The sequence below is a fragment of the Kutzneria kofuensis genome (genome assembly GCF_014203355.1).
Lineage (GTDB): Bacteria > Actinomycetota > Actinomycetes > Mycobacteriales > Pseudonocardiaceae > Kutzneria > Kutzneria kofuensis.
Genome location: NZ_JACHIR010000001.1, coordinates 7,551,700 through 7,574,648, shown reverse-complemented (window position 1 = coordinate 7,574,648; position 22,949 = coordinate 7,551,700). Strand labels below are relative to the sequence as shown.

At 70.9% G+C, this 22,949-nt stretch carries 23 protein-coding genes; 6 read left to right on the top strand and 17 right to left on the bottom strand.

Annotation, left to right across the window (positions count from 1 at the left end):
* The 3 genes from BJ998_RS34610 to BJ998_RS34600 all read right to left on the bottom strand — a co-directional run bounded on the left by BJ998_RS34610 (window position 1) and on the right by BJ998_RS34600 (window position 3,157).
* Entirely contained in the window at window positions 1–1,296 is a 1,296-nt protein-coding gene (locus tag BJ998_RS34610; protein WP_184867511.1) for a TolB-like translocation protein, read from the bottom strand.
* A gap of 135 nt (window positions 1,297–1,431) precedes the next feature.
* The gene (locus BJ998_RS34605) at window positions 1,432–2,202 is read right to left on the bottom strand and encodes an esterase/lipase family protein (RefSeq protein WP_312890467.1); all 771 of its coding nucleotides are present in this window, start codon (window positions 2,200–2,202) and stop codon (window positions 1,432–1,434) included.
* 61 nt (window positions 2,203–2,263) lie between these two features.
* On the bottom strand, window positions 2,264–3,157 hold the full coding sequence (locus BJ998_RS34600) for an NAD(P)/FAD-dependent oxidoreductase (protein WP_184867510.1): 894 nt from the start codon (window positions 3,155–3,157) through the stop codon (window positions 2,264–2,266).
* Window positions 3,158–3,227: 70 nt separating this feature from the next.
* Between BJ998_RS34600 and BJ998_RS34595 the strand changes: the two genes are divergently transcribed.
* Both BJ998_RS34595 and BJ998_RS34590 read left to right on the top strand, forming a co-directional pair.
* Window positions 3,228–4,175 (top strand): threonine ammonia-lyase, encoded by a 948-nt coding sequence (locus BJ998_RS34595; protein WP_184867509.1) that lies wholly within the window; start codon window positions 3,228–3,230, stop codon window positions 4,173–4,175.
* Between the two features lie 28 nt (window positions 4,176–4,203).
* A complete protein-coding gene (locus tag BJ998_RS34590; RefSeq protein ID WP_312890466.1) occupies window positions 4,204–4,911 on the top strand; it encodes a class I SAM-dependent methyltransferase in 708 nt (235 codons plus the stop codon).
* Here the strand turns inward: BJ998_RS34590 and BJ998_RS34585 are convergent.
* From BJ998_RS34585 to BJ998_RS34565, 5 genes are all read right to left on the bottom strand, one after another.
* Entirely contained in the window at window positions 4,821–6,335 is a 1,515-nt protein-coding gene (locus BJ998_RS34585; RefSeq protein WP_184867507.1) for an FAD-dependent monooxygenase, read from the bottom strand. The genes BJ998_RS34590 and BJ998_RS34585 overlap by 91 nt on opposite strands.
* On the bottom strand, window positions 6,332–6,940 hold the full coding sequence (locus BJ998_RS34580; RefSeq protein ID WP_184867506.1) for an acyl-CoA-like ligand-binding transcription factor: 609 nt from the start codon (window positions 6,938–6,940) through the stop codon (window positions 6,332–6,334). Before BJ998_RS34580 ends, BJ998_RS34585 begins: the two co-directional genes overlap by 4 nt.
* A 110-nt stretch (window positions 6,941–7,050) precedes the next feature.
* Window positions 7,051–8,439, bottom strand: a complete 1,389-nt coding sequence (locus BJ998_RS34575) for an MFS transporter (RefSeq protein WP_312890465.1) — start codon at window positions 8,437–8,439, stop codon at window positions 7,051–7,053.
* A 33-nt stretch (window positions 8,440–8,472) separates the two neighbouring features.
* Window positions 8,473–9,300 carry a hypothetical protein gene (locus BJ998_RS34570; RefSeq protein ID WP_184867505.1) on the bottom strand — a complete coding sequence of 276 codons (828 nt, stop codon included), beginning with the start codon at window positions 9,298–9,300 and terminating at the stop codon, window positions 8,473–8,475.
* Between the two features lie 93 nt (window positions 9,301–9,393).
* Window positions 9,394–10,314, bottom strand: a complete 921-nt coding sequence (locus BJ998_RS34565; protein WP_184867504.1) for a hypothetical protein — start codon at window positions 10,312–10,314, stop codon at window positions 9,394–9,396.
* A 137-nt stretch (window positions 10,315–10,451) separates the two neighbouring features.
* Between BJ998_RS34565 and BJ998_RS34560 the strand changes: the two genes are divergently transcribed.
* On the top strand, window positions 10,452–11,096 hold the full coding sequence (locus BJ998_RS34560; protein WP_184867503.1) for a response regulator: 645 nt from the start codon (window positions 10,452–10,454) through the stop codon (window positions 11,094–11,096).
* 14 nt (window positions 11,097–11,110) lie between these two features.
* Here BJ998_RS34560 and BJ998_RS34555 read toward each other — a convergent pair whose 3' ends face one another.
* Window positions 11,111–12,742 (bottom strand): sensor histidine kinase, encoded by a 1,632-nt coding sequence (locus BJ998_RS34555; RefSeq protein ID WP_312890464.1) that lies wholly within the window; start codon window positions 12,740–12,742, stop codon window positions 11,111–11,113.
* An 83-nt stretch (window positions 12,743–12,825) separates the two neighbouring features.
* Window positions 12,826–13,248, bottom strand: a complete 423-nt coding sequence (locus BJ998_RS34550) for a pyridoxamine 5'-phosphate oxidase family protein (protein WP_184867501.1) — start codon at window positions 13,246–13,248, stop codon at window positions 12,826–12,828.
* Window positions 13,249–13,334: 86 nt separating this feature from the next.
* Here BJ998_RS34550 and BJ998_RS34545 point away from each other — a divergent pair, with 86 nt between their 5' ends.
* Together BJ998_RS34545 and BJ998_RS34540 are read left to right on the top strand one after the other, a co-directional pair.
* Window positions 13,335–14,174, top strand: a complete 840-nt coding sequence (locus BJ998_RS34545) for a patatin-like phospholipase family protein (protein ID WP_184867500.1) — start codon at window positions 13,335–13,337, stop codon at window positions 14,172–14,174.
* 73 nt (window positions 14,175–14,247) lie between these two features.
* Window positions 14,248–14,505, top strand: a complete 258-nt coding sequence (locus tag BJ998_RS34540) for a hypothetical protein (protein ID WP_184867499.1) — start codon at window positions 14,248–14,250, stop codon at window positions 14,503–14,505.
* A gap of 120 nt (window positions 14,506–14,625) precedes the next feature.
* Here the strand turns inward: BJ998_RS34540 and BJ998_RS34535 are convergent, their stop codons facing one another.
* From BJ998_RS34535 to BJ998_RS34520, 4 genes are all read right to left on the bottom strand, one after another.
* Complete coding sequence (locus tag BJ998_RS34535) at window positions 14,626–15,777, bottom strand: ABC transporter substrate-binding protein (protein ID WP_184867498.1); 1,152 nt, start codon at window positions 15,775–15,777, stop codon at window positions 14,626–14,628.
* 194 nt (window positions 15,778–15,971) lie between these two features.
* Window positions 15,972–16,919, bottom strand: coding sequence for a sigma-70 family RNA polymerase sigma factor (locus BJ998_RS34530; protein ID WP_312890463.1), 948 nt, complete (start codon window positions 16,917–16,919; stop codon window positions 15,972–15,974).
* A gap of 196 nt (window positions 16,920–17,115) precedes the next feature.
* Complete coding sequence (locus BJ998_RS34525; protein ID WP_184867496.1) at window positions 17,116–17,271, bottom strand: hypothetical protein; 156 nt, start codon at window positions 17,269–17,271, stop codon at window positions 17,116–17,118.
* A gap of 292 nt (window positions 17,272–17,563) precedes the next feature.
* Window positions 17,564–17,878, bottom strand: coding sequence for a DUF8129 domain-containing protein (locus tag BJ998_RS34520; RefSeq protein WP_184867495.1), 315 nt, complete (start codon window positions 17,876–17,878; stop codon window positions 17,564–17,566).
* Window positions 17,879–18,073: 195 nt separating this feature from the next.
* Between BJ998_RS34520 and BJ998_RS34515 the strand changes: the two genes are divergently transcribed.
* Complete coding sequence (locus BJ998_RS34515; protein ID WP_184867494.1) at window positions 18,074–19,681, top strand: CocE/NonD family hydrolase; 1,608 nt, start codon at window positions 18,074–18,076, stop codon at window positions 19,679–19,681.
* A 29-nt stretch (window positions 19,682–19,710) separates the two neighbouring features.
* Here the strand turns inward: BJ998_RS34515 and BJ998_RS47855 are convergent, their stop codons facing one another.
* From BJ998_RS47855 to BJ998_RS34500, 3 genes are read right to left on the bottom strand one after another with little or no spacing between them, the layout of a single operon-like run.
* Complete coding sequence (locus BJ998_RS47855; protein ID WP_184867493.1) at window positions 19,711–20,319, bottom strand: pentapeptide repeat-containing protein; 609 nt, start codon at window positions 20,317–20,319, stop codon at window positions 19,711–19,713.
* An 11-nt stretch (window positions 20,320–20,330) separates the two neighbouring features.
* Complete coding sequence (locus BJ998_RS49300) at window positions 20,331–21,959, bottom strand: dipeptide ABC transporter ATP-binding protein (RefSeq protein ID WP_184867492.1); 1,629 nt, start codon at window positions 21,957–21,959, stop codon at window positions 20,331–20,333.
* Window positions 21,956–22,948 carry an ABC transporter permease gene (locus BJ998_RS34500; RefSeq protein WP_184867491.1) on the bottom strand — a complete coding sequence of 331 codons (993 nt, stop codon included), beginning with the start codon at window positions 22,946–22,948 and terminating at the stop codon, window positions 21,956–21,958. The genes BJ998_RS49300 and BJ998_RS34500 overlap by 4 nt, the downstream gene beginning before the upstream one ends.
* Window position 22,949 lies beyond the last annotated feature (1 nt).

The window sequence follows — 22,949 nt, the reverse complement described above, 5'->3', positions numbered from 1 at the left end:
TCAGCCAGCCAGGTCGCGGACGTACGTGTTGGCCGAGGGCCGCGGGGTGTCCGGCACGAAGTTGCTCGCGTAGGACTTGAACGCCACGTGCCGGCCGTCCGGCGTCATCGCCGGCTCCAGGGAGAAGTCGTTGCCCGGTGCGCCGTTGGTGGCCACGCTGGCCAGGGTCGTGGTGCCGGCGACGGTGTCGCGGACCAGCACGTCCCACAGGCCGTTGGTGTCACCCGGGACCAGACCGTCCTGGCCCGACGCGAACGCCACGTACCGGCCGTCGGCCGAGATCGCCGCCCTGGCGCCGGACTCGCCACCGACCGCCACGCCGGCCGGGTCGACGTCGACCCGGCTGATCGACCAGTCCCACCAGTTGGAGACGAACAGGTCGGCGCGGCCGTTGGTGTCGTCCGGCACCAGGTTCGACGCGTACGACTCGAAGACGAGGTGCTTGCCGTCGGCCGAGATCACCGCGTTCCGGCTGGTGCTGTTGCCCTTCCCGCCGAGGTAGCTGTAGCTGACCAGCCGGGTCCCACCGACCCCGCCGTGCACGAACACGTCGGAGGCGTGGTTGACGTCCGGCCGCCCGACGTTGAGGTTGTCGGCATCCGAGGTGAACGACACGTACGAGCCATCGGCCGAGATCGACGGCCCCCAGCTCGGCCCGTCGGCCTCCTGGAAGTTCGAGTCGACGCTGATCCGGTCGATGAAGCTGCTGCCCCGTGCCACCTCGAAGACGTCGGACACGCCGTTCGAGTCGCCGCCGCGGATGTTGCTGGCGACCGAGTCGAACGCGATGTGCGACCCGTCGGCCGAGATCACCGGGGCGAAGCTGTCGCCGTTGGCCTGCTCCCAGAGTGACGGCGAGGTGACCAGCCTGGTCCTGCCGGTCACCAGGTCGCGCTCGAAGATGTCCTGGAAGCCGTTGGTGTCGCCCGGCACCAGGTTCGTCGCCCGGGACTCGAACACCACGTAGCGGCCGTCGCCCGAGATCGACGGGTTGCCGCTGGCGCCGTTGCCTTCGACGCCGGCCGAGTCCACGCTGACCCGGGTGGTGATGCCGTTCTGGCGGTCCCGCACGAAGATGTCGGAGACGCCGTTGCCGTCGTCCCGCACCAGGTTCGTCGCCGACGACGAGAAGGCCACGAACCGGCCGTCCGCCGAGATCGACGGCCGGCCGCTCATGCCCGCCGCCGGCGATCCGTCCACCGTGACGCTCACCAGTGACGTCTCGGCGGTCGCGGCCTGCGCGATGCCGCCGGGTATCAGCGCCGCCCCGGCCAACACGGTCGCGATGCGTCTCATCAGATGCCCCTCTGCTCGATCTTGTGCGGCGGCATCATGCCGAGCCGGACCGGTTGTGAGCATCGGGACATTCCCTACCAAACACCCTCCCTCGGACATTCGGCCCCGACCGGCGACGTCGGGCACGGGCGTCGGCTACCGGGCACCCGCCCCGGGGCATCCGGTCGGCGCGTCCCCGGCCAAGCCCTCGACCACCAGCCCGATGACCCGAGGATCGGTCGGCAACTGCTCGTGCGACACCCGCGCGCCGGGGCAGACCTGCTGCAGCGGCACGTTGACGGCGCCGGGCAGCCGGGCCGAGTCCGGCGGCGTGACGGTCTGGTCGTCCTCCGTCCAGATCGACACCCACGGCAGCCCGGCCGCGCCGGCGACCGGGGCGAGGACGGGGCTGCCCGGCGCCAGCTGCTGGCAGGCCGTGGGGCAGGCGCCGGGCGCAAGGGCGCCACCGGCGGCGGCGAGCTGCGTGCCGTGCAGCGGCGACCCGAGGGTGATCACCCTCTTGACCTTGTCCGCGCCGTGGTCGTTGGCGACCCAGAGCCGGGCGACGACGCCGCCCGCCGAGTAGCCGACGATGTCGACGGACGAACTACCGCCCGAAAGGGCATCGTCGACGGCGTCGTCCAGCACGGACACCTGTTGGAGCAGGTCGCCCGTGCCGTCCCCGGGCAGTGTCAGCACCTCCGCCCGGCGGCCGTCCTGCCGGATCCGGTCGGCCAGCGGTTCCAGCGACGTGCGGTCGCCGCCGAACCCCGGCACGAGCAGCACCGTCCCCGGCCGATCCGGCGCCACCGCCGTCGGCGACGCCGGCCACAGCCTCGCCACGACCACCGCGCCCAGCGCCACGATCACCACCGCGACCACCGCGAACAGCATCCGCCGCCGGGGACTCAACCCTTGCCAGCTCACACTTCATCATCCGTGCGGACAAGCAGCGGCAGCAACCGGACGTGCCGGGTCGTCGACGCCATCAAGCGGCCGGGAACGCTTCGGCCACCGCCCGGTCCGTCTCCTCGGTGATCAGATCCATGTTGATCGCCGCGGCCGCGCGGAGGCCGGCAGCCGCCGCGCCGATGACCTGCTCCATCAGGTTCGTGACGTTGCCGGCGACCCACACCCCGGGAATCGCCGTCGCCTCGCCGTCCGCGGGGACGTACGTGCCGGCCGGGTGATCGGCCGTGGTCAGTCCGAGGGTGGCCAGAACGTCCGCGTTGGACCTCGCCCTGGGCGCGATGACGAACGCCTCGTGGTCGAGATCGTCGAGGCTTCGGATCGGGCCCTCGACGATCCGGATCCCTCGCGCCTCGAACTGCTTCCGTTGCGTGTCGTCGAGTTCGACGACGTCGTTGAGGTAGAAGGTGATGTCGGCGCTCCACTGCCGCCACATCAGCGCCTGGCGCGGGGATGTCGCGTTGCACCCGATCACCCCGATGCTCCTGTCCCGGACCTCCCAGCCGTGGCAGTACGGGCAGTGCAACACATCCTTGCCCCAGCGCTCGGCGACGCCGGGAATGTCGGGCAGCTCGTCGGTGAGACCGGTGGCGACGAGCAATCGCCGACCATCCACTGTGGATCCGTCGGCGAGCTGCACGGTGAAGCCGCGGTCGGTTCTGGCCGCCTTCACGGCTTCGGCGGGCAGGATCTCGCCGCCGTAGGACTCGACCTCGGCGCGGCCGATGCGCAGCAGTTCGAGGGGGTTGACCCCGTCCCGGCCGAGGTAGTTGTGGGCGTTGCCGGCGGGCGCGTTGCGCGGCCGGCCCGCGTCGATGACCAGCACCGATCGGCGGGCCCGGCTCAAGGCCAGGGCGCCGCTCAGTCCGGCGGCGCCGCCGCCGATCACGATCACGTCGTAGCTATCGTTCATGGGACGGATGATGCGGACGACCGGCGACCGTCGGCAAAGTAACTTGCTGGTTCGGCAACAGGGAGCGGCAGTGGTCGACATCACGGACATCGAGGCGGCGGCGGAACGGATCCAGGGGCACGTGCTGCGAACGCCGACCGTGTCCAGCCCCGGGTTGTCCGACCTGCTCGGCGTGCCGGTGACGGCGAAGCTGGAGCTGCTCCAGCGAGGCGGGTCGTTCAAGGTGCGCGGGGCGGCGGCGAAGCTGCTTACGTTGACCGATGTCGAGCGCGAGGCGGGAGTGGTTGCCGTCAGCGGCGGCAACCACGCCATCGGCGTCGCCGTGATGGCCGGCGCGCTCGGTGTCGCCGCGACGGTCGTGATGCCGCGGTCGGCGCCCGCCCGCGCGGCGGAGGCGGCACGGGCGGCCGGGGCGGACGTGCGGCTGACCGAGGACATGGCCGGGGCGTTCGCGCTGATGGAACAACTCCAGCGGGACGGCCTCACCCTCCTGCACCCCTTCGCCGACCCGATCGTGCTCGCCGGTCAGGGCACGGTCGGGTTGGAGCTGAGCGATGACGCCGACGAGCTCACCGATGTGCTGGTGAGCATCGGCGGAGGGGCCTTGATCTCCGGCGTCGCGGTGGCGCTGCGGGCGCGGCGGCCCGGGATTCGGGTGTGGGGCGTGGAAACCGAAGGCGCACAAGCGATGACCGACGCGTTGGCGGCCGGCGGGCCCGTGCCGACGACGCTGTCGTCGATCGTGTCCACGTTGAGCGCGCCCACGGTGTCGCAGCTGACGTACGACCATGTGTCCACTTTGGTCACCGAGGTGGTGCTGGTGTCCGACGCGGAGGCCGTGCGAGGGACGCTGGAGTTGGCCGATCACGGCAAGGTGTGGGCCGAGCCGGCGGCCGGATGCCTGGTGCCCGCGGCGCGCCGGGTCCTGGCGAGGGTAGGTGGCGATGCGAGGCTCGGGTTCGTGGTGTGTGGCGGGAATGCGAGCACGGCGGACGTGTTCAAGTGGTCAACGCCGTAGCGAAACTCTTCACGAACGGGGGACGACGGTGGACAACACGGCGGCGGACGGCAGTCCCGTGGAGCTCTACGCGCTGTTGCCGGACGCGGGCGAACCGGCGCTGATCCACGCGGCGATCCCGGCCGGCGCGACCGTGCTCGAACTGGGCGCAGGCGCCGGCCGGGTAACGCAACCGCTTGCGGCACTGGGACATCCGGTGCTGGCGGTGGACAACTCCGAGGAAATGCTGGCCCATGTCCGAAACGCCGAGACCATCCGGGCGGACATCGAGTCACTACGGCTGGACCGCCGATTCGACGCGGTCATCCTGGCGAGCCAACTCGTCAACACGACGGACGCCGAGCTTCGCCGGGGATTGCTGGCCACGGCGGCACATCACGTGAGCGACAACGGAATCGTGCTGATCCAGTGGCATCCGCCGGGATGGTTCGGCAATGTGGACTCCACACCGGGACAGCTGGGACCGGTGACGATCACCGTCCGGGACATCGTCCGCGACGCCGATCTCCTCTCCGCGACGGTCCACTACGACCATGTCGACCGGCACTGGAAGCACGAGTTCACGGCGCGCAAACTGTCCACATCGGACATGCGAGCGGAGCTGGCGGCCGTCGGGTTGCGGTTCGACGGATGGCTGACGGAAGATCAGACGTGGTTCACGGCCAGGCCGAACCACCGTTCGAGCGCGGCCGAAAGCCCGTCGGTGTCGGGCGACGAGGAGGCCCAGGCGACATAGCTGTCGGGCCTGATCAGCACGGCGGCCGGGATGCCTTCGACGGGTTCGGCGGTGATCACGTCGACCGGGCCCTGGAAACGAGCCAAGGCGCCGGTGAAGTCCACCAGCAGCGGGCGGGCCGTGCGGGCGACTTCGGCCAGACGCACCGGACCGTCCGGCGTCACGAGATCCATGGCCGGGGCGAACCGGCCGACGAGCGGATGGGGATCGTCGACGCCCATGTCGTAGCGGATGTCGGAGCCGGCGAGCAGGTCGGCGATGCGCTGGACCGTGGCGGCGTCGCCGAGCATCTCGCCGAACAGGGTGCGCAGCGCGGTGACGTCGCTGCCGGGCCCGAGCAGGGCGTTTGTCGCCTGGGCGTAGACGACCATGCGCTCGGCGGCGATGCGGCGCTCGGTGTCGTACGTGTCGAGCAGCCCGGCGGGCGCGGTGCCGTTGATCTCGGCGGCGAGCTTCCAGCCGAGGTTGGCGGCGTCCTGCATGCCGAGGTTGAGACCGGCGCCGCCGTGCGCGTAGATGTGCGCGGCGTCGCCGAGCAGGAACACGCGGCCGTCACGGAAGCGGGCGGCGATGCGGGTGTTGCCGCGCGTGAGGCGGTTCATCAGGTGCGGGCCGTCCCCGGTCGGCTCGCCGAGCGGCACGTCGACGCCGAGCACGCGGCGCACGCTGGCCCGCAGCTCGTCCATGGTCATCGGCTCGTCGGTCGGCGGCTCGTCCCACTCGGTGGTGGCGATGGTCGGCGGCTTGTCCGGCAGCGGCGCATAGGAAAAGCCGCCGTGCTCGGTACGGGTGCCGATGAACGGCAAGGCAAGGCCGTAACCGGGGATCTTGAGCCCGCGCGTGGTCGGATCCACCCAGTCCGCCGGCACGGTGGCGTGCGCCATCCGCAGGGTCCGCCGGTCGTAGGTGATGCCGCCGAAGTCGATGCCGGACAGCTTGCGCACCGCGCTGCGAGCCCCGTCGGCGCCGACGAGGTAGGACGCCTGCAGCTCGTAGCGGCCGTCAGGGCCGTCCACCTGAACCGTCACCGACGACGAATCCTGGCGCAGGCCGACGAGTTCGTGGCCGCGGCGGATCTCGACGCCGAGCTCGAGCGCCCGCTCGGTGAGCACTCGGACGATCTTCTGCTGCGGCGCGGGCAGCACGTGCAGCGGGCTCTCGTCGAGCGACCCGAGATCGAGATACATGCCCGCGTAAGGGAAATAGCCCGAGTTCGGCCGGGGCGGCCCGGGAACGCCGGCCAACGCCTCGTACAGGCCGCGATGGTCGATGAGCCGGACGACCTCGCCGACGAGGCCGTTGGCCTTGGGCTCGGCGCTCGGCTCCGGCAACGCCTCCAGCACCACCGGCCGGACGCCCGCCAACGCCAGCTCGCACGCCAGCATCAGCCCGTTCGGGCCGGCCCCGGAAATGATCACGTTCATGACTCCCCCTCCGGCACGGGCAACCCGCGCCCGATTTCCTCGAATACTCGACCCAGTACCTCGATCACCGATCCCCGAGGATCGTTGACCATCCAGAACCGCATCGCCGTGGCGACGCCCGCGGTCACCACCGACGCCGCGAGCTGCGGGAACAGATCCCGCTCCGCGTCGAGCCCCAACCGCTCGGCGATCGCCGCCGCGAGTTCGTCCTTGGCGATGTCGTCGGCGCGCAGCAGTTCGGCGTGCAGCGACGGATGGGTCATCACCAGCTTGACCCGCTCCATGTGCGCCCCGTCGTGCGACGAGGCCGGCGCCGCCGACACGCTGGCCCGGACCGCCGACACCACCGCCGGCCAGAACGGCTCATCGGCCGGCTGCGACCGCAGCTCGTCCGCGACGACCAGCGCTCGCTCCAGGTGGCTGGCCGCCACCGCCTCCGCCTTGCTCGTGAAGTAGTTGCGGAAGGTCCGCTCCGAGACGTTCGCCGCCGCCGCGATGTCCTCGACGCCGACCTCGTCCCAGCCCCGCTCGACGACCAACGCGATCGTCGCCCGACTCAACGCCAGCCTCGTCTCGCGCTTCTTCCGCTCCCGCAACCCCGTCATGCCCCCACGGTAGCCACGATCTTGCCAATTTGGCAAGTTTACCAATCCGGCAAGATCGTGAAGGCAAATGCCACATGAGCGTCGTTGTTGGCGCTGGGCGCACGGCGGGGTCAGGCGCGGGTGGCGGGGGTTCGAGCCCGGCCGGCGCTGACCACGGCGCCGTCCGCGCGGTCCAGGCGCAGGAACAGCAGGGCGCCGGTCAGCGCGATCGCCGCACCGACCAGGAAGCCGAGGTGGAAGTCGAGGACGGTGGGAACCCGGCCGTCAGCGGCGACGGCGACGACAGTGGCGGCCACGGCGACCCCCATGCCGGTTGCGAGCTGGGTGATAGTGGCGTTGAGGGTGCTGGCGGCGCTCATGGACGCGGCGGGGACGTCGGCGAAGGCGAGGGTGTTGATACCGGTGAATTCCAGGGAGCGGAAGGCGCCGCCGAGGAAGCAGACGGCAGCGATGAGCCAGTAGGGGGTGTCGGAGCCGAAGAAGGCGCACGCGGCGAGGGAGACGGCGACGAGCAAGCCGTTGCCGACCAGGACGCGCCGGAAGCCGAAGCGGCGCACGGTGGGAGTGGTGATGGTCTTCATCACGAGGTTGCCGGCGAACACGGTGAGCACCAGCAGGCCGGAGGTCACGGCGCTGAGGCCGAAGCCGACCTGGAAGAGCAGCGGCAGCAGGAAGGGCACCATGTTGATCGCCAGGCGGAGCAGGGAGCCCTCGGCGGAGGTGGCGGCGTAGGTCCGGATGCGCAGCGGGGACAGGTCGAGCAGCGGCGTCGGGTGGCGGCGGGCGTGGCGGATGGCGACTGCGCCGACGATCAGGCCGACGGCCAGCAGACCGGCGGTGAGCAGCCAGTTCGTCCCGCTGCCGGCGAGGTCCATGCCGTACACCAGGCACGCGATGGCGACGGCGCTCAGGGCGAAGCCCAGGCCGTCGAAAGGTCGCCGTTCTCGCGCGGACGCCTTCACGACCAGCAGCGCGGCGACCAGCGCGGCGGCCCCGAGGGGCACGTTGATCAGGAAGATCCAGCGCCAGGACGCGTACGTGGTGATGACGCCGCCGACCGGCGGGCCCAGCACGGGCGCGATCAGACCGGGCCAGGTGATGATCGCGGTGGCCGCCATCAAGTCCGCCTTGGCTGCGCCACGCAGCACGACGGTGCGCCCTACCGGCACCATCATCGCCCCGCCGATGCCCTGCACGACCCGGGCCAGCACGAACTGCCACAGCGCCTGGGAGGCCGCGCACAGCACGGACGCCAGGGTGAACACGACAATCGCGGCGCAGAACACGGGCCGCGCGCCGTATCGGTCGGACAGCCAGCCGCTGAGCGGGATCATCACGGCGACGGTCAGCAGGTAGGCCGTGACGCCGAGGCCCGCGTCGACGGCGCCGACGCCGAAGGAGCTGGCGATGTTGGGCAGCGCCGTGCTGATCACGGTGCCGTCCAGCAGCTCCATGAAGAACGAACCCGCGACGATGACGGCGACCAGTCGACTGCTCACGATCAGCAACCTAGGTCGGCACGACGCCGCCTGTCATGTGGGTTGTGGCCCCGGGAACACCTGCGTCGCGAAGGTGTACTGGTCGTACCAGGTGCTGTCGTCGGAACTGAAATGGTGGTCGCGCGAGGTCAGCACCACCCATTTGCTGTGGTTGGTGGAAACACAGATGCTCTGATCGGGAGTGATATCGCTTTTCAGCAGCGTGGCCCCCGTGACCAGCACCGTCGACTTGTCGCACGCTTCCTGGGAAATGCTGGCGGTCGGTACGAGAACGACCCGGGTCTTCGACCATGTCCCCGCGACATCGCCGAAAGTGATTCTGTCCTCGCCGACCTTGATCTCGTCCTCGCTGGACGCCGTGGTTGTCGGATACATCGCGTCCAGGTCGACGTAGGACCCCGCGGTCAGGGTCGCGGACGAGGGCGGCGGACCGCCGGCGGGCGCGGTCGACGCCGAGCCGGTGGTCGGCGCGGTCGTCGCCGCGCTCGTGGTCGGCAGGCTGGTGGGCACGGGCCGCGAGGACGATGTCGACGTGCTGGTCGGAGTGGGCGACGTGGTCGCGGCCTCGCCGCCGCCACCGCCGACCGGGCGCAGCAGCAGCACGAGCACGACGATCACCAGCAGAACGATGACGATGATCAGCAGTCGGATGACCCACGGCGACCTCGGGTGGTCCACAGCCGTGGCCGTCGCCGGGACCGGGACCGGGACCGGCGGCCGAGCCTGTGCCCTGGCCTCGGGCAACGGCGCCGACGGCCGGTCGAGGCGCTCGGATCGCGCATACGTCGGCTCGACCTCACCGCCGCCGAATTCCGCGTGTTCGGACCTGCCCGTGACGGGATCGTCCTCGTTCTTGCTCATCCAGCATGGCTTTCTGCTCGGACCGATGGGCCGACGCAGCGTACCGACAAGAAGAACGCCGTGGAGGCGTTTTCCGCCATGCCGGAAAAGCATTCACACGTGTGTCGGCAGGCCTCCGATCCGCAGCAGCGCGTGCGGGTACACGCCGTGACCGAGCTGACGGGCCAGCCCCTCGCGCACCTCGTCCAGCTTGATCAGCCTCGTCACCGGCCGGATGGCCAGTCCGAACGCGGACGCGGACAGCCGGGCGTTCTGGATCGCGGCGCCGGCGAGCACGTGGTCGCGGGGGCTGTCGCCGCTGGTCGTGACGACGAGCACCGGGTCGGCCACCAGTCGCGCGGCGATCGAGCAGACGGCGTCGGCGTACGGCTCGGCCGACATCGTGGCCAGCGGCCCGAACTGGGCGGCCACCTGCGCGACCGGCGTGGTCTGCTGCGGCGCCAGCCACGGGGCCAGCTCGTCGGCGCACCAGCGGTCGCCGTCCATCCGTCTGCCGGCGTGCAGCACGAGCCGGGCGGTCTCCATCGCCGCGGCGCGGTCGCTGAGCAGCCGCAGCTCGGTGCCGGGGCACCAGTTGGAGGCGACGAGCTTGGCCACCGCCGCCGAGTCCGGCACCCACTCGCTGGGCTCGGCCCAGTACGGCGGCATGCGCTCGATCTGACGGTGCAGCAGCGTCTCGCGGTCGGTCGGCGGCGCGGGCGACAGCGCCTTCACGGTGGCCACCAGGTCAGGGGCCGTGCCGTCGCCGGCCAGCTCGATGGTGGCGCGCCAGCCGAGGACCCGCATCGCCAGGAACAGGTTGGCCAGCGCGGTGCCGCAGTACAGCAGGCGGTTCACGCCCGCGCGCTCGTAGCGGGTGCCCGGGCCCAGCTCGAACAGGGACGCCGCCCGCTCGCCGAGCTGGAGCACGTACGGCCGCTCGGGGTGTAGCACGGGCGCGTGCCGAATGGCGTTGAGCAGCGTGGTCGCCTCGAACTTGGTCCACTGGTCACCGGAATTGCGCCGGGTCAGCACAACGGTCCTCCGAACGTCGCCGGTCTGGTGCGATCACTCCCGAACGTGAAGACGCCTGCAGGCCACGTCTTGTTCACCTCTTTTCGACAGGACCTTGGACACTGCCACGGATCTCGGGCATCTGACTAGGGTTGGGTGTGCCCACCAGAGTGTTCCTGGTCGACGACCACGAGATCGTCCGGCGTGGCATCGCCGACCTCCTCGACGACGAGCCCGACCTGCAGGTGTGCGGCGAGGCCGCCTCGGCCGCGGAGGCGCTGGCCCGGATCCCGGCATCCGGGCCCGATGTCGCGGTCCTCGACGTGCGCCTGCCCGACGGCAACGGGGTCGAGCTGTGCCGCGAACTGCGAGCCCGGATGCCCGAGCTGCACTGCCTGATGCTGACGTCGTTCTCCGACGACGAGGCCCTGCTCGACGCGATCATGGCCGGCGCCGCCGGCTTCGTGCTCAAGCAGGTCCTCGGCCACGACCTGCTGGCGGCGATCCGGACCGTCGCCGGCGGGCAGTCGCTGTTGGACGGTCGGACGACCGCCGCGCTGATGAACCGGCTGCGCCGGCAGCGCGACGACGCCGATCCGCTGCGCGAGCTGTCCGATCAGGAGCGGACGGTGCTGGAGCTGATCGGCGACGGCCTGACCAACCGGCAGATCGCGGAGCGCATGTTCCTGGCGGAGAAGACCGTGAAGAACTACGTGTCGCACCTGCTGGCCAAGCTCGGCATGCAGCGGCGGACGCAGGTGGCCGTGCTGGCGACGGAGCTGCGGAGTCGGGACCGGAACTGACTCGCGGGGGTGGGTCAGGGGAGCGGGACCCGCCAGGTCAACAACGTGCCGCCGGTTTCCCTTGGCACCACGTCCAAGGTGCCGCGACACGCCCTGGCCCGCTCGGCGAGGTTGGCCAGGCCGCTGCGCCGGACATCCGACGGTATGCCGATTCCGTCATCACCTACCCGGATGACCAGGTCCTCCCCCGCGTCGACGGCGAGCGTCAGCTCGGTGGCGCGGGCATGCCGCAGAGCGTTGCTCAACGCCTCCCGAACGACGGCGTCGGCATGTTCGGCGACGGAAGGCGGCACGAGGGTGTCCACGGCGCCGGAGATGCGGACGGAAGGCGTGGGGGTGGCATCGGCGGTGAGCTCGGCGACGGTGTCCAACAGCCTGCGGCGCAAGCCTTCCATGCCGTTGCCGCCGGAGGTGTGCAGGTCGAAGATGGACGTCCGGATCTCGCGTACGGTCTCGTCGAGCTGCTCGACGGCCTTCTGGATCCGGGCCCGCACGTCCGGATCGGCGGTACGGCGCAGCGTGCCCTGCAAGCCGAGTCCGGTGGCGAAAAGCCGCTGGATCACGTGGTCGTGCAGGTCACGGGCGATCCGGTCGCGGTCGGCCAGCACGGCGAGCAGCCACTGGGTGCGCTGCTTCTCGGCGAACTCGATGGCCACCGCCGCCTGATCGGCGAACGAGCTGAGCAGCGGCACCTCGGACGGTTCCAGGGGGCGGGATCCCTTGTCCCGCACGGCGATCAGCACACCGGTGGCGCCACCCGCGGACCGCAGGGCGACGGCGACCGCGGGTCCGAAGGCCACAGCGTCCACGCCGAACTCACCGCCGAGGGCGTCGGCCAGGTTCGGGATCAGCCGCGGCACGCCGTCACGGGTGATCGCGGCCAGCACGGAGTCGCCGTCGGACAGCTGCCGCCCGACCAGGGTCCGCCCGTTGGGCCCGGCGTAGGAATGCACGCGCAGGACGTCGTTTTCCTCGTCCACCAACAGGATCAGCGTGTGATCGGCCTCGGCCAGCTCGCGCACCCGCCGCGCCACCATCTGCAGCGCGTCCGTCGCGGTGCACCCGGCGAGCAGCTCGGCCCGCACCTCCGAGGAGGCCTCCAGCCACCGCTGCCGCCGCCTGCTCTGCTCGAACAGCCGCGCGTTCTCCACGGCCACCCCGGCCGCCGTCGCGAGCGCTTCCACCACGAAAACGTCTTCCTCGGTGAACCCGCCGGAGCCGCGTTTCTCCGTCAGGTACAGGTTTCCGAACACCTCGTCACGGACCCGCACCGGCACACCGAGGAAGGTTCGCATCGGCGGGTGGTGCGCGGGCATGCCCATCGCGGCGGGGTGCCTGGTCAGGTCGTCCAGCCGCAGCGGCTTCGGGTCGTGGATCAGCACACCGAGCAGCCCGTGTCCGGTGGGCAGGTCGTGGATCAGCCGCCGGGTGTGGTCGTCGAGGCCGATGTCGACCAGCTCGGCCAGCGTGCGGTCGGGGCCGAGCACCCCCAGCGCGCCGTAGCGGGCGTCCACCAGGTCGACGGCGGCCCGCACTATCCGGCGCAGCGTCGATTCCAGCTCGATGCCCGAAGACACCGACAGCACAGCGTCCAGCAACCCCTGCAACCGCTCCGACCGCGCAGACCCGGGTCTCCGCTTCCGCACAACCTCACTCCAGCTCCGCCCGCGACCCCATGATGATCCAGATCCGACGCCGTCGGCGTGACCGCCGAACGGCCGTCGGCCGATCACCCTGTCGGCAGGGGCAGCCGGCGTCCGGTGAGCACCTCCAGCCCGACGGCCACGAACCGGTCGTGCTCCCCCGCACCCCACCTTCTCAGGCCACTCGCCGCAGCGCGTTCGTCCGGACGCACCGATCGGGTGCGTCCGATGCCCAGCACGCTCCAGCCGCCCGTCGGCCCCATCTCGTCCGCCTCGAACGCGACGACCGCGGCGCGGGTCGCGGCGGCCAGCCGGCCGGCGCCGGACACCCGCAGCAGCACGGTCCGCCCCAGCAGCAGGAAGTACACCGGCAGCACCGACGGCATGGCGCGGTCGCTGACGGCGATCCGGCCGAGCCGCACGGATGCCAGCAGCCGCAGGCATTCCGCCTCGTCGAGCACGGTCAGCCCGGTCGAGTCGGTGCCCGCGGCGGACTGATCGAGGCTCATGGGGCCATACTCGACCGGAACCGGCCGCCACGACAGCGACTACCGGCCCGTTCGGCCGGGACCTTCGACCCTGGGATGATCCGGTAATGGGACACGCACTGGTGCTGGGCGGCGGCGGCGTGGCCGGCATCGCCTGGGAGATCGGCCTGCTGGCCGGCCTGGACGAGGCGGGGCTGCCGCTGCGGGAGGCGGACCTGGTCGTCGGCACGTCCGCGGGCTCGGTGGTGGCCGCGCAGCTGGCCAGCGGGCTGCCGCTGGCGGAACTGCTGGCACGCCAGGTGGATCCGGCCAAGCAGGCGCCGGAGATCCCCGCCACCGTCGACCCGGAGCGGATGGCCGCCATCTTCGCGTACGGCCAGGAGAACCCGCCGGACCGGGCCGCGCTGCGCCGGCAGATCGGCCGGATCGCGCTGCTCACCGACACCGTCAGCGAGACCGAGCGGCGCAAGGTGATCGAGGCCCGGCTGCCGGTCGACGCATGGCCCGCCGAGCAAGGGCTGTTCATCGTCGCGGTGGACGCGAACACCGGCGAGGGGCGGGTTTTCGACCGTGACAGCGGGGTGAGCCTGGTGGACGCGGTGGCGGCGAGCTGCGCCGTGCCCGGCATCTGGCCGGCGGTCACGATCGGCGACACCCGCTACATCGACGGCGGCGTGCGCAGTGGCGAGAACGCCGACCTGGCCGCCGGACACGAGGTCGTGCTGGTGTTGCAGGCGATGAAGCTGCCCGGCGTCACCGACCTCGACGAGCAGGTGGAGTCGTTGCGCGGCCAGGGGTCCACCGTGCTGGTGGTGAAGCCGGACGAGGACGTGGTGGCCGCCATGGGCCTCAACCCGCTGGACCCGACCGTGCGGACGCCGGTGGCTCAGGCCGGGCAGCGGCAGGGCGCGGCCCTGGCCGCCGAGATCGCCGCCTTCTGGCACTAGAGCCTGTTCGGCGGACAGTCAGACGCCTGTGTCCGCTGTCACACTTGAAGTCCGCGGCTTTCTGGGAGGACCCATGCTCGGTCTGCGTGCCCTCGCGCGCCTGTTCCGTCGGCGCCCCGCCGAGCCGGTGATCCCGAGCCCGCGGCTGGCGGAGGTGATCCCGCTGGCCCTGGCCGAGAAGGCCATGGCCGACGGCTGCCCGACGCCGGACCAGGAGCTGATGCTGATGGCGGCGGGCAGTCCCGCGCACCGCGCCCGCCGCCACCCCAGCTTGGTCCGTCCACAGTGTTCTTCGCGCCGCCTCCGGCAGCGCAGGCTCGGCCCCTTCTAAGCCGATGCCTCGCCCTTGCCGGATTTAGACCGCCGCATCAACTTGAGTGGTGAGTGCGTCGGGTGGCGGCGGTCGAAATCCGGCAACCAGGCGAAGCATCGGCGGGGCCTCGCGACTCTGTCAGCCGATCCGCTGGCGGACCAGGTCCGATTCCTTCAACGGGTCGACGATGTCCAGACCGCCCACGGTGTTCGGGTTGGGGCGCAGCACGAAGGACTGCCGGCTGGACGGGTAGTTCGAGGAGGAGAACAGCAGCGGCGCGGTGAGCCCGCCGGTGTCCACACCGGTCAGCTCGTGGAACGCCTTCTGCACGCCGGCCCGGGTCAGGTCCCCCTCGTCGCAGGCCCGCTTGAGAATCGCGCCGTAGCCGATGCCGACGACGTAGCCGTAGTCCACGGCCATCGACGGCTTTCCGTTGGGGTACTTGGCCTTGTACGCGGCCGCCAGCTCCTCGGCGGCCGGCAGCTTCGCGCCGAACGGCGCCACCGAGGACGACACCAGCACCAGCTGCTGGAACGCCGGGCCGGCCGGGCTGGCCAGCACGGACGGGTCGAAGCCCGGGTTGGACACCAGGAACGGCACGGTCAGCCCCGCCTGGGCGGCGGTGCCGACGGCGACCGCGGTCTGCTTCGGGTAGGTGCTGATCGCGACCGCCTTGGCCCCGGCCGCCTTGAGCTGCCCGATCTCGGCGGCGAAGTCCGTCTTGGTCGACGGCACCTGGATCGCCTTGAGCGTCAGCCCCAGCTTGTCGGCGACGAACTGGCTGCCCTGCAGGGCGTTGCCGCCGTACTCGGGGTCGTCGTTGGAGATGTGCCCGATGACGTCGCCCTGGTGCAGTTTGCCCTGTCGCACCAGGTAGTCGAGGCTGTTGATCACATCAAGGTCGTAGGTGGCGCCGACCACGACCATGTACGGGTTGCCGAGCAGGGCGCTCGACCAGGACGTCGGCGCGGCCATCACCTGCTGCTGCAGCATGTCCGGGGTGATCCGGCTGGTGATGTCGCTGCCGACGACCTGCAGCAGGCCCAGCACACTGGGTTCCTGCTTGAAGTAGAGCTGCACGGCCTTGTCGGTGTTGAAGCCGGTGTCCTGCACGTCCAGCTCGATCTTGCGGCCGCACACGCCGCCCGCGGCGTTGAGCTTGTCGACGTAGAGCTGGTTGCCCTGCACGACCGCCTCACCGAGCGGGCCGAACGGTCCCGACAGATCGCTGAGCACGCCCAGCCGGATGGTCTTGTCGGTGACACCGGTGCCGGTTTTCACGGCGGGCACGGGCGTTCCGCAGGCGGCAGCCGTCAAGGCCAGTGCGACCAGTGACGACAGCGCTGCGGAACGTGGCCCCAGGAAACGAGCTCTTCGGGGGAACACCCCACGAAGGTATCTTGCGGACCGGCCGAGTCACGTTTCCCTACGGCGCTTACCGCCAGGATTACTCCACTCGGCCGATCAAGCGCCTCGGGTTCGGCTCAGCTGGCCCACTCCAACAGCGGCCTGCTGTGCTCCGGATTGCGCAACTGGGCCAGCGCGCCCTTCTCCAGCTGCCGGACGCGCTCACGGGTCAGGCCGACACGCTCCGCGACCTCCTGCAGCGTCCGCGGGTTGCCGCCGTCCAGCCCGAACCGCAGGCTGACGATCAGCGCCTCCCGCTGCGGCAGCGTGTTGACGACCGCGCGCACCGACTCGGTCATCGCCTCGCGCTCCAGCACGTCGGACGCGCGCACCGAGTCGGTGTCCTCGATCAGGTCGGACACCGTGGTCTCGCCGTCCTCGCCGACCGTCGCGTCCAGGCTGGTCGCCTCGCGGCTGGCCCGCCGCAGCTCGTCCACCCGCTCCACGGGCAGCCCGACCTCCTCGGCGATCTCCACCAGGGAGGGCTCGCGGCCCAGCTTCAGGTTGAGCTGCCGGTCCGCCTTGGCGATCCGGTTCACCTGCTCGACGACGTGGACGGGAAGGCGAATGACCCGCGAGGTCTCCGCGACCCCGCGCTCGATCGCCTGCCGGATCCACCACATCGCATAGGTGGAGAACTTGAAGCCCTTGGCGTAGTCGAACTTCTCGACCGCCCTGATCAGGCCCAGGTTGCCCTCCTGGATGACGTCCAGGAAGGGCAGCCCGCGGTGGCTGTACTTGCGGGCGGTGGAAACCACCAGCCGCAGGTTCGCCCGGATCATGTGGTCCCGCGCCAACTCGCCGTCCCTGGCCACCATCGCCAGGTCCTCGCGGGTCCGTCCCCCCAGTTCGCCCGTCCGCAGCAGCTCGGCGGCGTACACGCCGGCCTCGATCCGCCGGGCGAGAGCGACCTCCTCGGGGGCGGTCAGCAGCGGGGTGGTCCCGATGTCGGCCAGGTAGTGGCGCACCAGGTCCTGGTCGCCGTCGGTTGCGACCCGCTGCCGGGGCGTCCTCACCTCCGCCACGATGACCTCCTCACGTCTTCGCCGGTCCCGAGCGCGCGTGGCTGTTGCTTTGCTACGTTCGGGGAGTAGCGGACTCCGGGAGCCGGTCGGCCCCTCTCGGGGTGTCCGCATGCTGTCCAACGCGAGTACGGGACGGTTAATTCCACGTAGCGTGACGCCGGTGCCCGACGTCGGCTACGTCACATCCGCCGCGGCCTCAGGCCCGGCCCTGACCGACCCGGACCAGCAGTTCCTCGACGCTGATCCCGTTGCTCACGGTGTCCGCACGGTGACGGCCCGCCTCGGGCTCCGTCAGGGCGACCCGGTCTGTTTCCGGCTCGGCCCACCCCGTGAAGTCACGGTCCACGCTCATCTCAGGTTCCTTTCCCCGACCTCTGCCCCTTCTCTTACCCCCTCAACACGGATTTGACTCCCGAAATAAGGGTTCAGGTAATTCTGATCACGTCCGTGCCGTCGAAACGGGAAACAGGCCGGGGCTGGATGCCCCTTCGGGGCGCCGTTCCGGGACGCACGGGGGTAGTTGTCCCGGAACGGCGACTGGGTCGGCGGGGCGCCTGCGGGCGGCATTCGGGACTGCCGCTATCCGCGGATGTGAGGGGAGTCATCGACGCGGTCACCGCGGCTCGCTCGCCGCCGACCAGTCCTCACAACGTCGGACGCTCGTGTTCTGTTCCCTCGACGGCGGCGTCGATCCGCGGCATCACCGGCAGGTTCTCCGGGCTGCTGGCCTGCCGTGGAATGAAGACGCCGGGCGTGCCCGAGGGGGCGACGCCGGTGCCCAGTTCCGTGAGTCGGGCCCGCAGCAGCGCCATCACCTCGGCGCGCTGCCGCTGCACCCATTCGTAGGCCAGTAACTGGTGGAGTTCGTGCGCGGTGAGGCACTGGATTTGGTCGGCCAGCTCACCGAACGTGAGCCGGTTGTAGTTGCGGAGCGGAAGGGCCGCGGAGCTGTCTGGCATCAGGGGTACCTCCTGCCCTCGCTGGGCCGGTACCAGCAAGAATGCACCACAAAGGTGCCTCCACGCGCGCCCGTTTAATCCCGGTTCATCCAGAACAACCCGCTCGGCCTAGCGAAACGGGCAGTAATCACCCGAATGCCGACCGTGGTCGCGGTACCGAACGCACACGGAGAGTAGCCATGGCAGGCTGGGGCGATGACGGTGACTGGTTGGGTCGCGCAACGGTTGCTGAAGTTGCCGCCGGCGACGGTGCGCAAGGTGGCGGTGGAGCGGGACCTGCCGATCCCCGCGGACGACGGTGTGACGCTGCTCGCGAACCATTGGTCTCCCGAGGGTGAGCAGAAGCACCCGACCGCCCTGATCCGCTCCCCCTACGGCCGGGGCGGGCCGCTGGGCTGGATGTTCGGCCGGCTGCTGGCCGAGCGCGGCTTCCACGTCGTGGTCGTCAGCACCCGGGGCACCTTCGGCTCCGGCGGCGGCGAGTTCCGCGCGATGCGGCAGGAGCGCGCCGACGGCCACGCGGTGCTGCGCTGGCTGGCCGAGCAGCCGTGGTTCGACGGCTCGGTGGTGCTGACCGGTCCCAGCTACCTCGGCTACACCCAGTGGGTCGTCGCCGCGGACGCACCCGTGCAGGTGAAGGCGATGGTTCCGCACGTCACGTCGTCGCGGCTGGCCATGACGTTCCTGCGGCCGGGCCGGATCGAGCTGGAAACCCTGATGAACTGGTCGGTGCTGACCGCGACCCAGGAACAGCGGTTCGCCGGGCTCCGGGCGTCCTTCCGCCGCAAGAAGGTCGAGGCGGCGATGCGCACGCTGCCGCTGGCCGACGGCGACCGGGTCGCGCTGGGCCGGGAGTGGCCGTTCTACCAGGACTGCCTGCACCACGACCAGGACGACCCGTACTGGAAGGACGAGGACTTCAGCGACACCGTCGGCGAGGTGAAGGTGCCGGTGAGCTCCATCGCCGGCTGGTACGACATCTTCCTGGCCGACCAACTGCGCGACTACCAGGCGCTGGTGGCCGCCGGCCGGCCGCCGCGGCTGACGATCGGCCCATGGGCGCATTCCGACCTCCGCGGCATGGCCGCGTCGATCTGGGAGACCGTCCGCTGGGCCGGGCCGCTGGCCCGGGGCGCCAAGCCCGCCTACCGGGCCCCGGTGCGGCTGTTCGTGATGGGCGTGAAGCAGTGGCGGGAGTTCGACCAGTGGCCGCCCGCGGGGTACACGCAGCAGCGCTGGCATCTTCGTGAGGGCAACGCCCTGGGGCCGGTGCCCGGCGGTTTCATGCCGCCGACCGCCTTCACGTACGACCCGTCCGACCCGACGCCCTCGCTCGGCGGCGCGAAGCTGGAGGCGCGCGGCGCCGGGGCGGTGGACAACCGGCCGTTGGAGCGGCGTTCCGACGTCCTGACGTTCACCTCGGACGTGTTGGAGGCCGACCTGGAGGTGATCGGCGAGGTCGCCGCCGAGGTGTGGCTGCGGGCCGACCGGCCCAGCTGCGACCTGTTCGTGCGGGTGTGCGACGTGGATCGGCGGGGCCGGTCCGTGAACATCTGCGACGACCTGGTGAAGGTCCGGCCCGACGGCATCACCAAGGTGTCCGTGCAGCTGTCGCCCACCGCGCACGTGTTCCGCCGCGGGCACCGGATCCGGGTTCTGGTCGCCGCCGGCGCCTTCCCCCGGTACGCCCGCAATCTCGGCGGCGACGAGCCCCTGCCGACCGCCACGACGCCGCATCGCACCACCGTGGAGGTCTTCCACGACGCCGCCCACCCATCGGCGGTGCTGCTCCCGACGAAGTGAGCCTGCGCGCGGTGCAGCTGAGGCACGCGTCAGCGGGAGTAGTTCGTGTTGATTCCCACCACGTTCGCGCCGTCGAGGTTAACGCGCGTGAGGTTGGCGTCCACTGCATGCGCGTAGCTGAGGTCGGCCCCGCCGAGGTTCGCGCCGCTCAGGTCGGCGCCGTCCAGCACGGCCCAGCGCAGGTTGGCGCCGCCCAGGTCGGCCCCGGCGAGATTGGCGTGCACCAGGTTGATGGCGGCCATCTCCGCCTTGCGCAGGCACGTCCCGTGCAGGTCGATGACCGCGTCCTGGTCGGAGGTGGGGCGGCGCCGGGTCAGCACGCTCAGCGCGGCCTGCACGTCCCGGCCGACCTGGTGGTCCCGGCAGTTCCGGGCTCCCGCCGCGGACCGGATGAACGCGGACAACTCGGTCGTGATCACGGGCTGGTCGCCGGGCGACTGCTTGGTCACCTGCTCCAGCTCGTTCACGCCGTGGACGCGCACCTCGACGTCGTCGGCCCGCAGTTCGGCGACAGCCGCCGCGTGTCGGGCGTTCGCGGCCGAGTGGTCGACACGGTCCCAGTACCCGCCGACGAGGCCGACCGTGGCCAGCACGACGCCGACCACGATCACCACGGGCCAGCGGACGGGCAGCTTCACCGGGCCGACCCTCACAGGGCGAGCTGCCCGCGTTCCAGCCGGCGCTGCCGGGCCAGCTCGGGGTCGAGCACCGGCACCGCCGCCAGCAGTGCCTTGGTGTACGGGTGCGTGGGATTGTCGTACAGCGAATCGGTCTCGCCGAGCTCCACCACGGCTCCCTTGCTCATCACCGCGACCCGGTCGCTGACCTGCCGCACCACCGCGAGGTCGTGCGCCACGAAGATCAGCGTCAGGTCGAACTCGGTCCGCAGGGAGGCTAGCAGCCGGATGATCTGCGACTGGGTCGACACGTCGAGCGCGGACACGGGCTCGTCGCAGACCAGCAGCTTGGGCCGCAACCCCAGGGCCCGCGCGATGCCGATGCGCTGCCGCTGCCCGCCGGAGAACTCGTGTGGGTAGCGGTCGATCCGGTCGGGGTCGAGGCCGACGAGTTCGAGCAGCTCGCGGACCCGCTTGCGGGACGCGTCCTCGCCCTGCACGCGCAGCGGGTCGGCGATGCTCTCGCCGACGGTGCGCCGCGGGTTGAGCGAGGACACCGGGTCCTGGAACACCATCTGCAGGTCCCGCCGGACCGCCCGGATCTCCTTGTCCGAGGCGATGTCCCGACCGTCGAAGAGGATCTGCCCCGAGGTCGGCCGCAGCAGCCGGACGATCATCCGGGCCAGCGTGGTCTTGCCGCTGCCGCTCTCCCCCACCACACCGAGCGCCTCGCCGCGCAGCACGTCCAGCGTCACGCCCTCGACGGCGTGCACCTTGGCGCGGTTGAGCAACGAGCCGACGGTGAAGACCTGGTGCACGTCCTTGACCTGCACCAGCGGCTCGCCGCCGACGACCTTGGACTCCCGCGGCTGCTCCAACCGCGGGATCGCGGCGACCAGTTCGCGGGTGTACGCCGCCGAAGGCGCCCCGAGGACCTCCGCCGCCGGGCCGTGCTCGACGGCCTTGCCGTGCTGCATGACCAGCACGTCGTCGACGTTGCCGGCGGCCACCGCGAGGTCGTGGGTGACCAGGATCAGCGCCATCCCGGTCTCCTCGCGCAGGTCGTGGATCAGGTCCAGGATCTGCGCCTGCACAGTCACGTCCAGCGCCGTGGTCGGCTCGTCGGCCACCAGGACCTGAGGCGACAGCGCCAAAGCCATCGCGATCAGCGCCCGTTGCCGCATGCCGCCGGAGAACTCGTGCGGGTAGGCCTTCACCCGCCTCGCGGCGTCGGGAATGCCGACGCGGTCCAGCACCTCGACCGCCCGCGCGCGGGCGGCGCGCCGGTCGACCTTGTTGTGGGCCCGGTACACCTCGACGATCTGGTCGCCGACGCTGAAGAACGGGTCCAAAGCGGACAGTGGGTCCTGGAACACCATGGCGATCCGGCTGCCGCGCAGCCGCCGCACCTGTTCGTTCGACGCCTTGAGCACGTCCGTGCCGAGCACGTCGATCGAACCGGTGACGTCCGCGTTGCCACCACGGTGCAAACCCAGCAGGGACAGCGCGGTCGCGCTCTTGCCGGAGCCGGACTCCCCCACGATGCCGAGCGCCCGACCCGCCTTCAGATCGAAGGACAGCCCGTCGACGGCGCGAACGGTGTCGCCCTCGGTGTGGAAGTCGATGACGAGATCCCGCACCGACACAACGGATTCACTCACGACACGCTCACCCTCTTGTCGACCGCCGCGTAGAGCAGGTCGGCGACCGCGTTGCACACCACGATGACGAACCCGATGAGCAGCACCAACCCGACCACCACCGGCAGGTCGACGTTGCGCACCGCCTGCACGGTCAGCTGGCCGATGCCGGGCAGGCCGAACACCGACTCGGTGAGCACCGAAGAGGTCAGGATGGCGGCGATGTCCAGCGCCGCCAACGTGATCAGCGGGCTGAGCGCGCCGCGCAGCGCGTGCCGGCCGATCACCTGCCGCTCCGGCAGCCCGTACGCGCGGGCGGTGCGGATGTGGTCCTCGGCCAACACCTCCAGCATGCCGGCGCGGGACATCCGGACGTAGACCGGCATCGTGGTCAACGCCAGCACGATCCACGGCAGGATCAGGTTCTGCGCCCACAGCAGCGGATCCTCGTCGAACGGCACGAAGGTCGGGAACGGCAGCCACTGCAGGTAGACACAGACGACCATCAGCGACAGCAGAGCGGTGATGAACACCGGCACCGCCAGCCCGCCGAGCACGATCGTGTTCACGGCGTGGTCGACCCACCGGCCCCGGCGCAGCGCGGACAGCACGCCGATGCCGATGCCGAAGGTCAGCCACAGGATCGCCGCGCCCACCACGAGCGAACCGGACACCGGCAGCCGGTCGAGGATCATCTGCAGCACGGGTTCGGTGTACTGGAAGGAATAACCGAGGCACGGCGCCGCGCAGTGCACAATGGACGGTCCCATGCTGAAGTCCCGGCCGACGACCAGCCCGGACAGGAAATGCCAGTACTGCAGGTAGAGCGGCTCGTCCAGGCCGAGGCTGTGCGAGATCAGCGCCAGCCGGTCCGGCGTGCAGGCCTTGACCCCGCACACCAGCTGGGCCGGATTGGCCGGCATCAGGTAGAACAGCAGGTACACCACCGCCGACATGATCAGCAGCACCGCCGCCACGCCGCCCAGCCGGCGCACCGCGTAGCCGAGCACC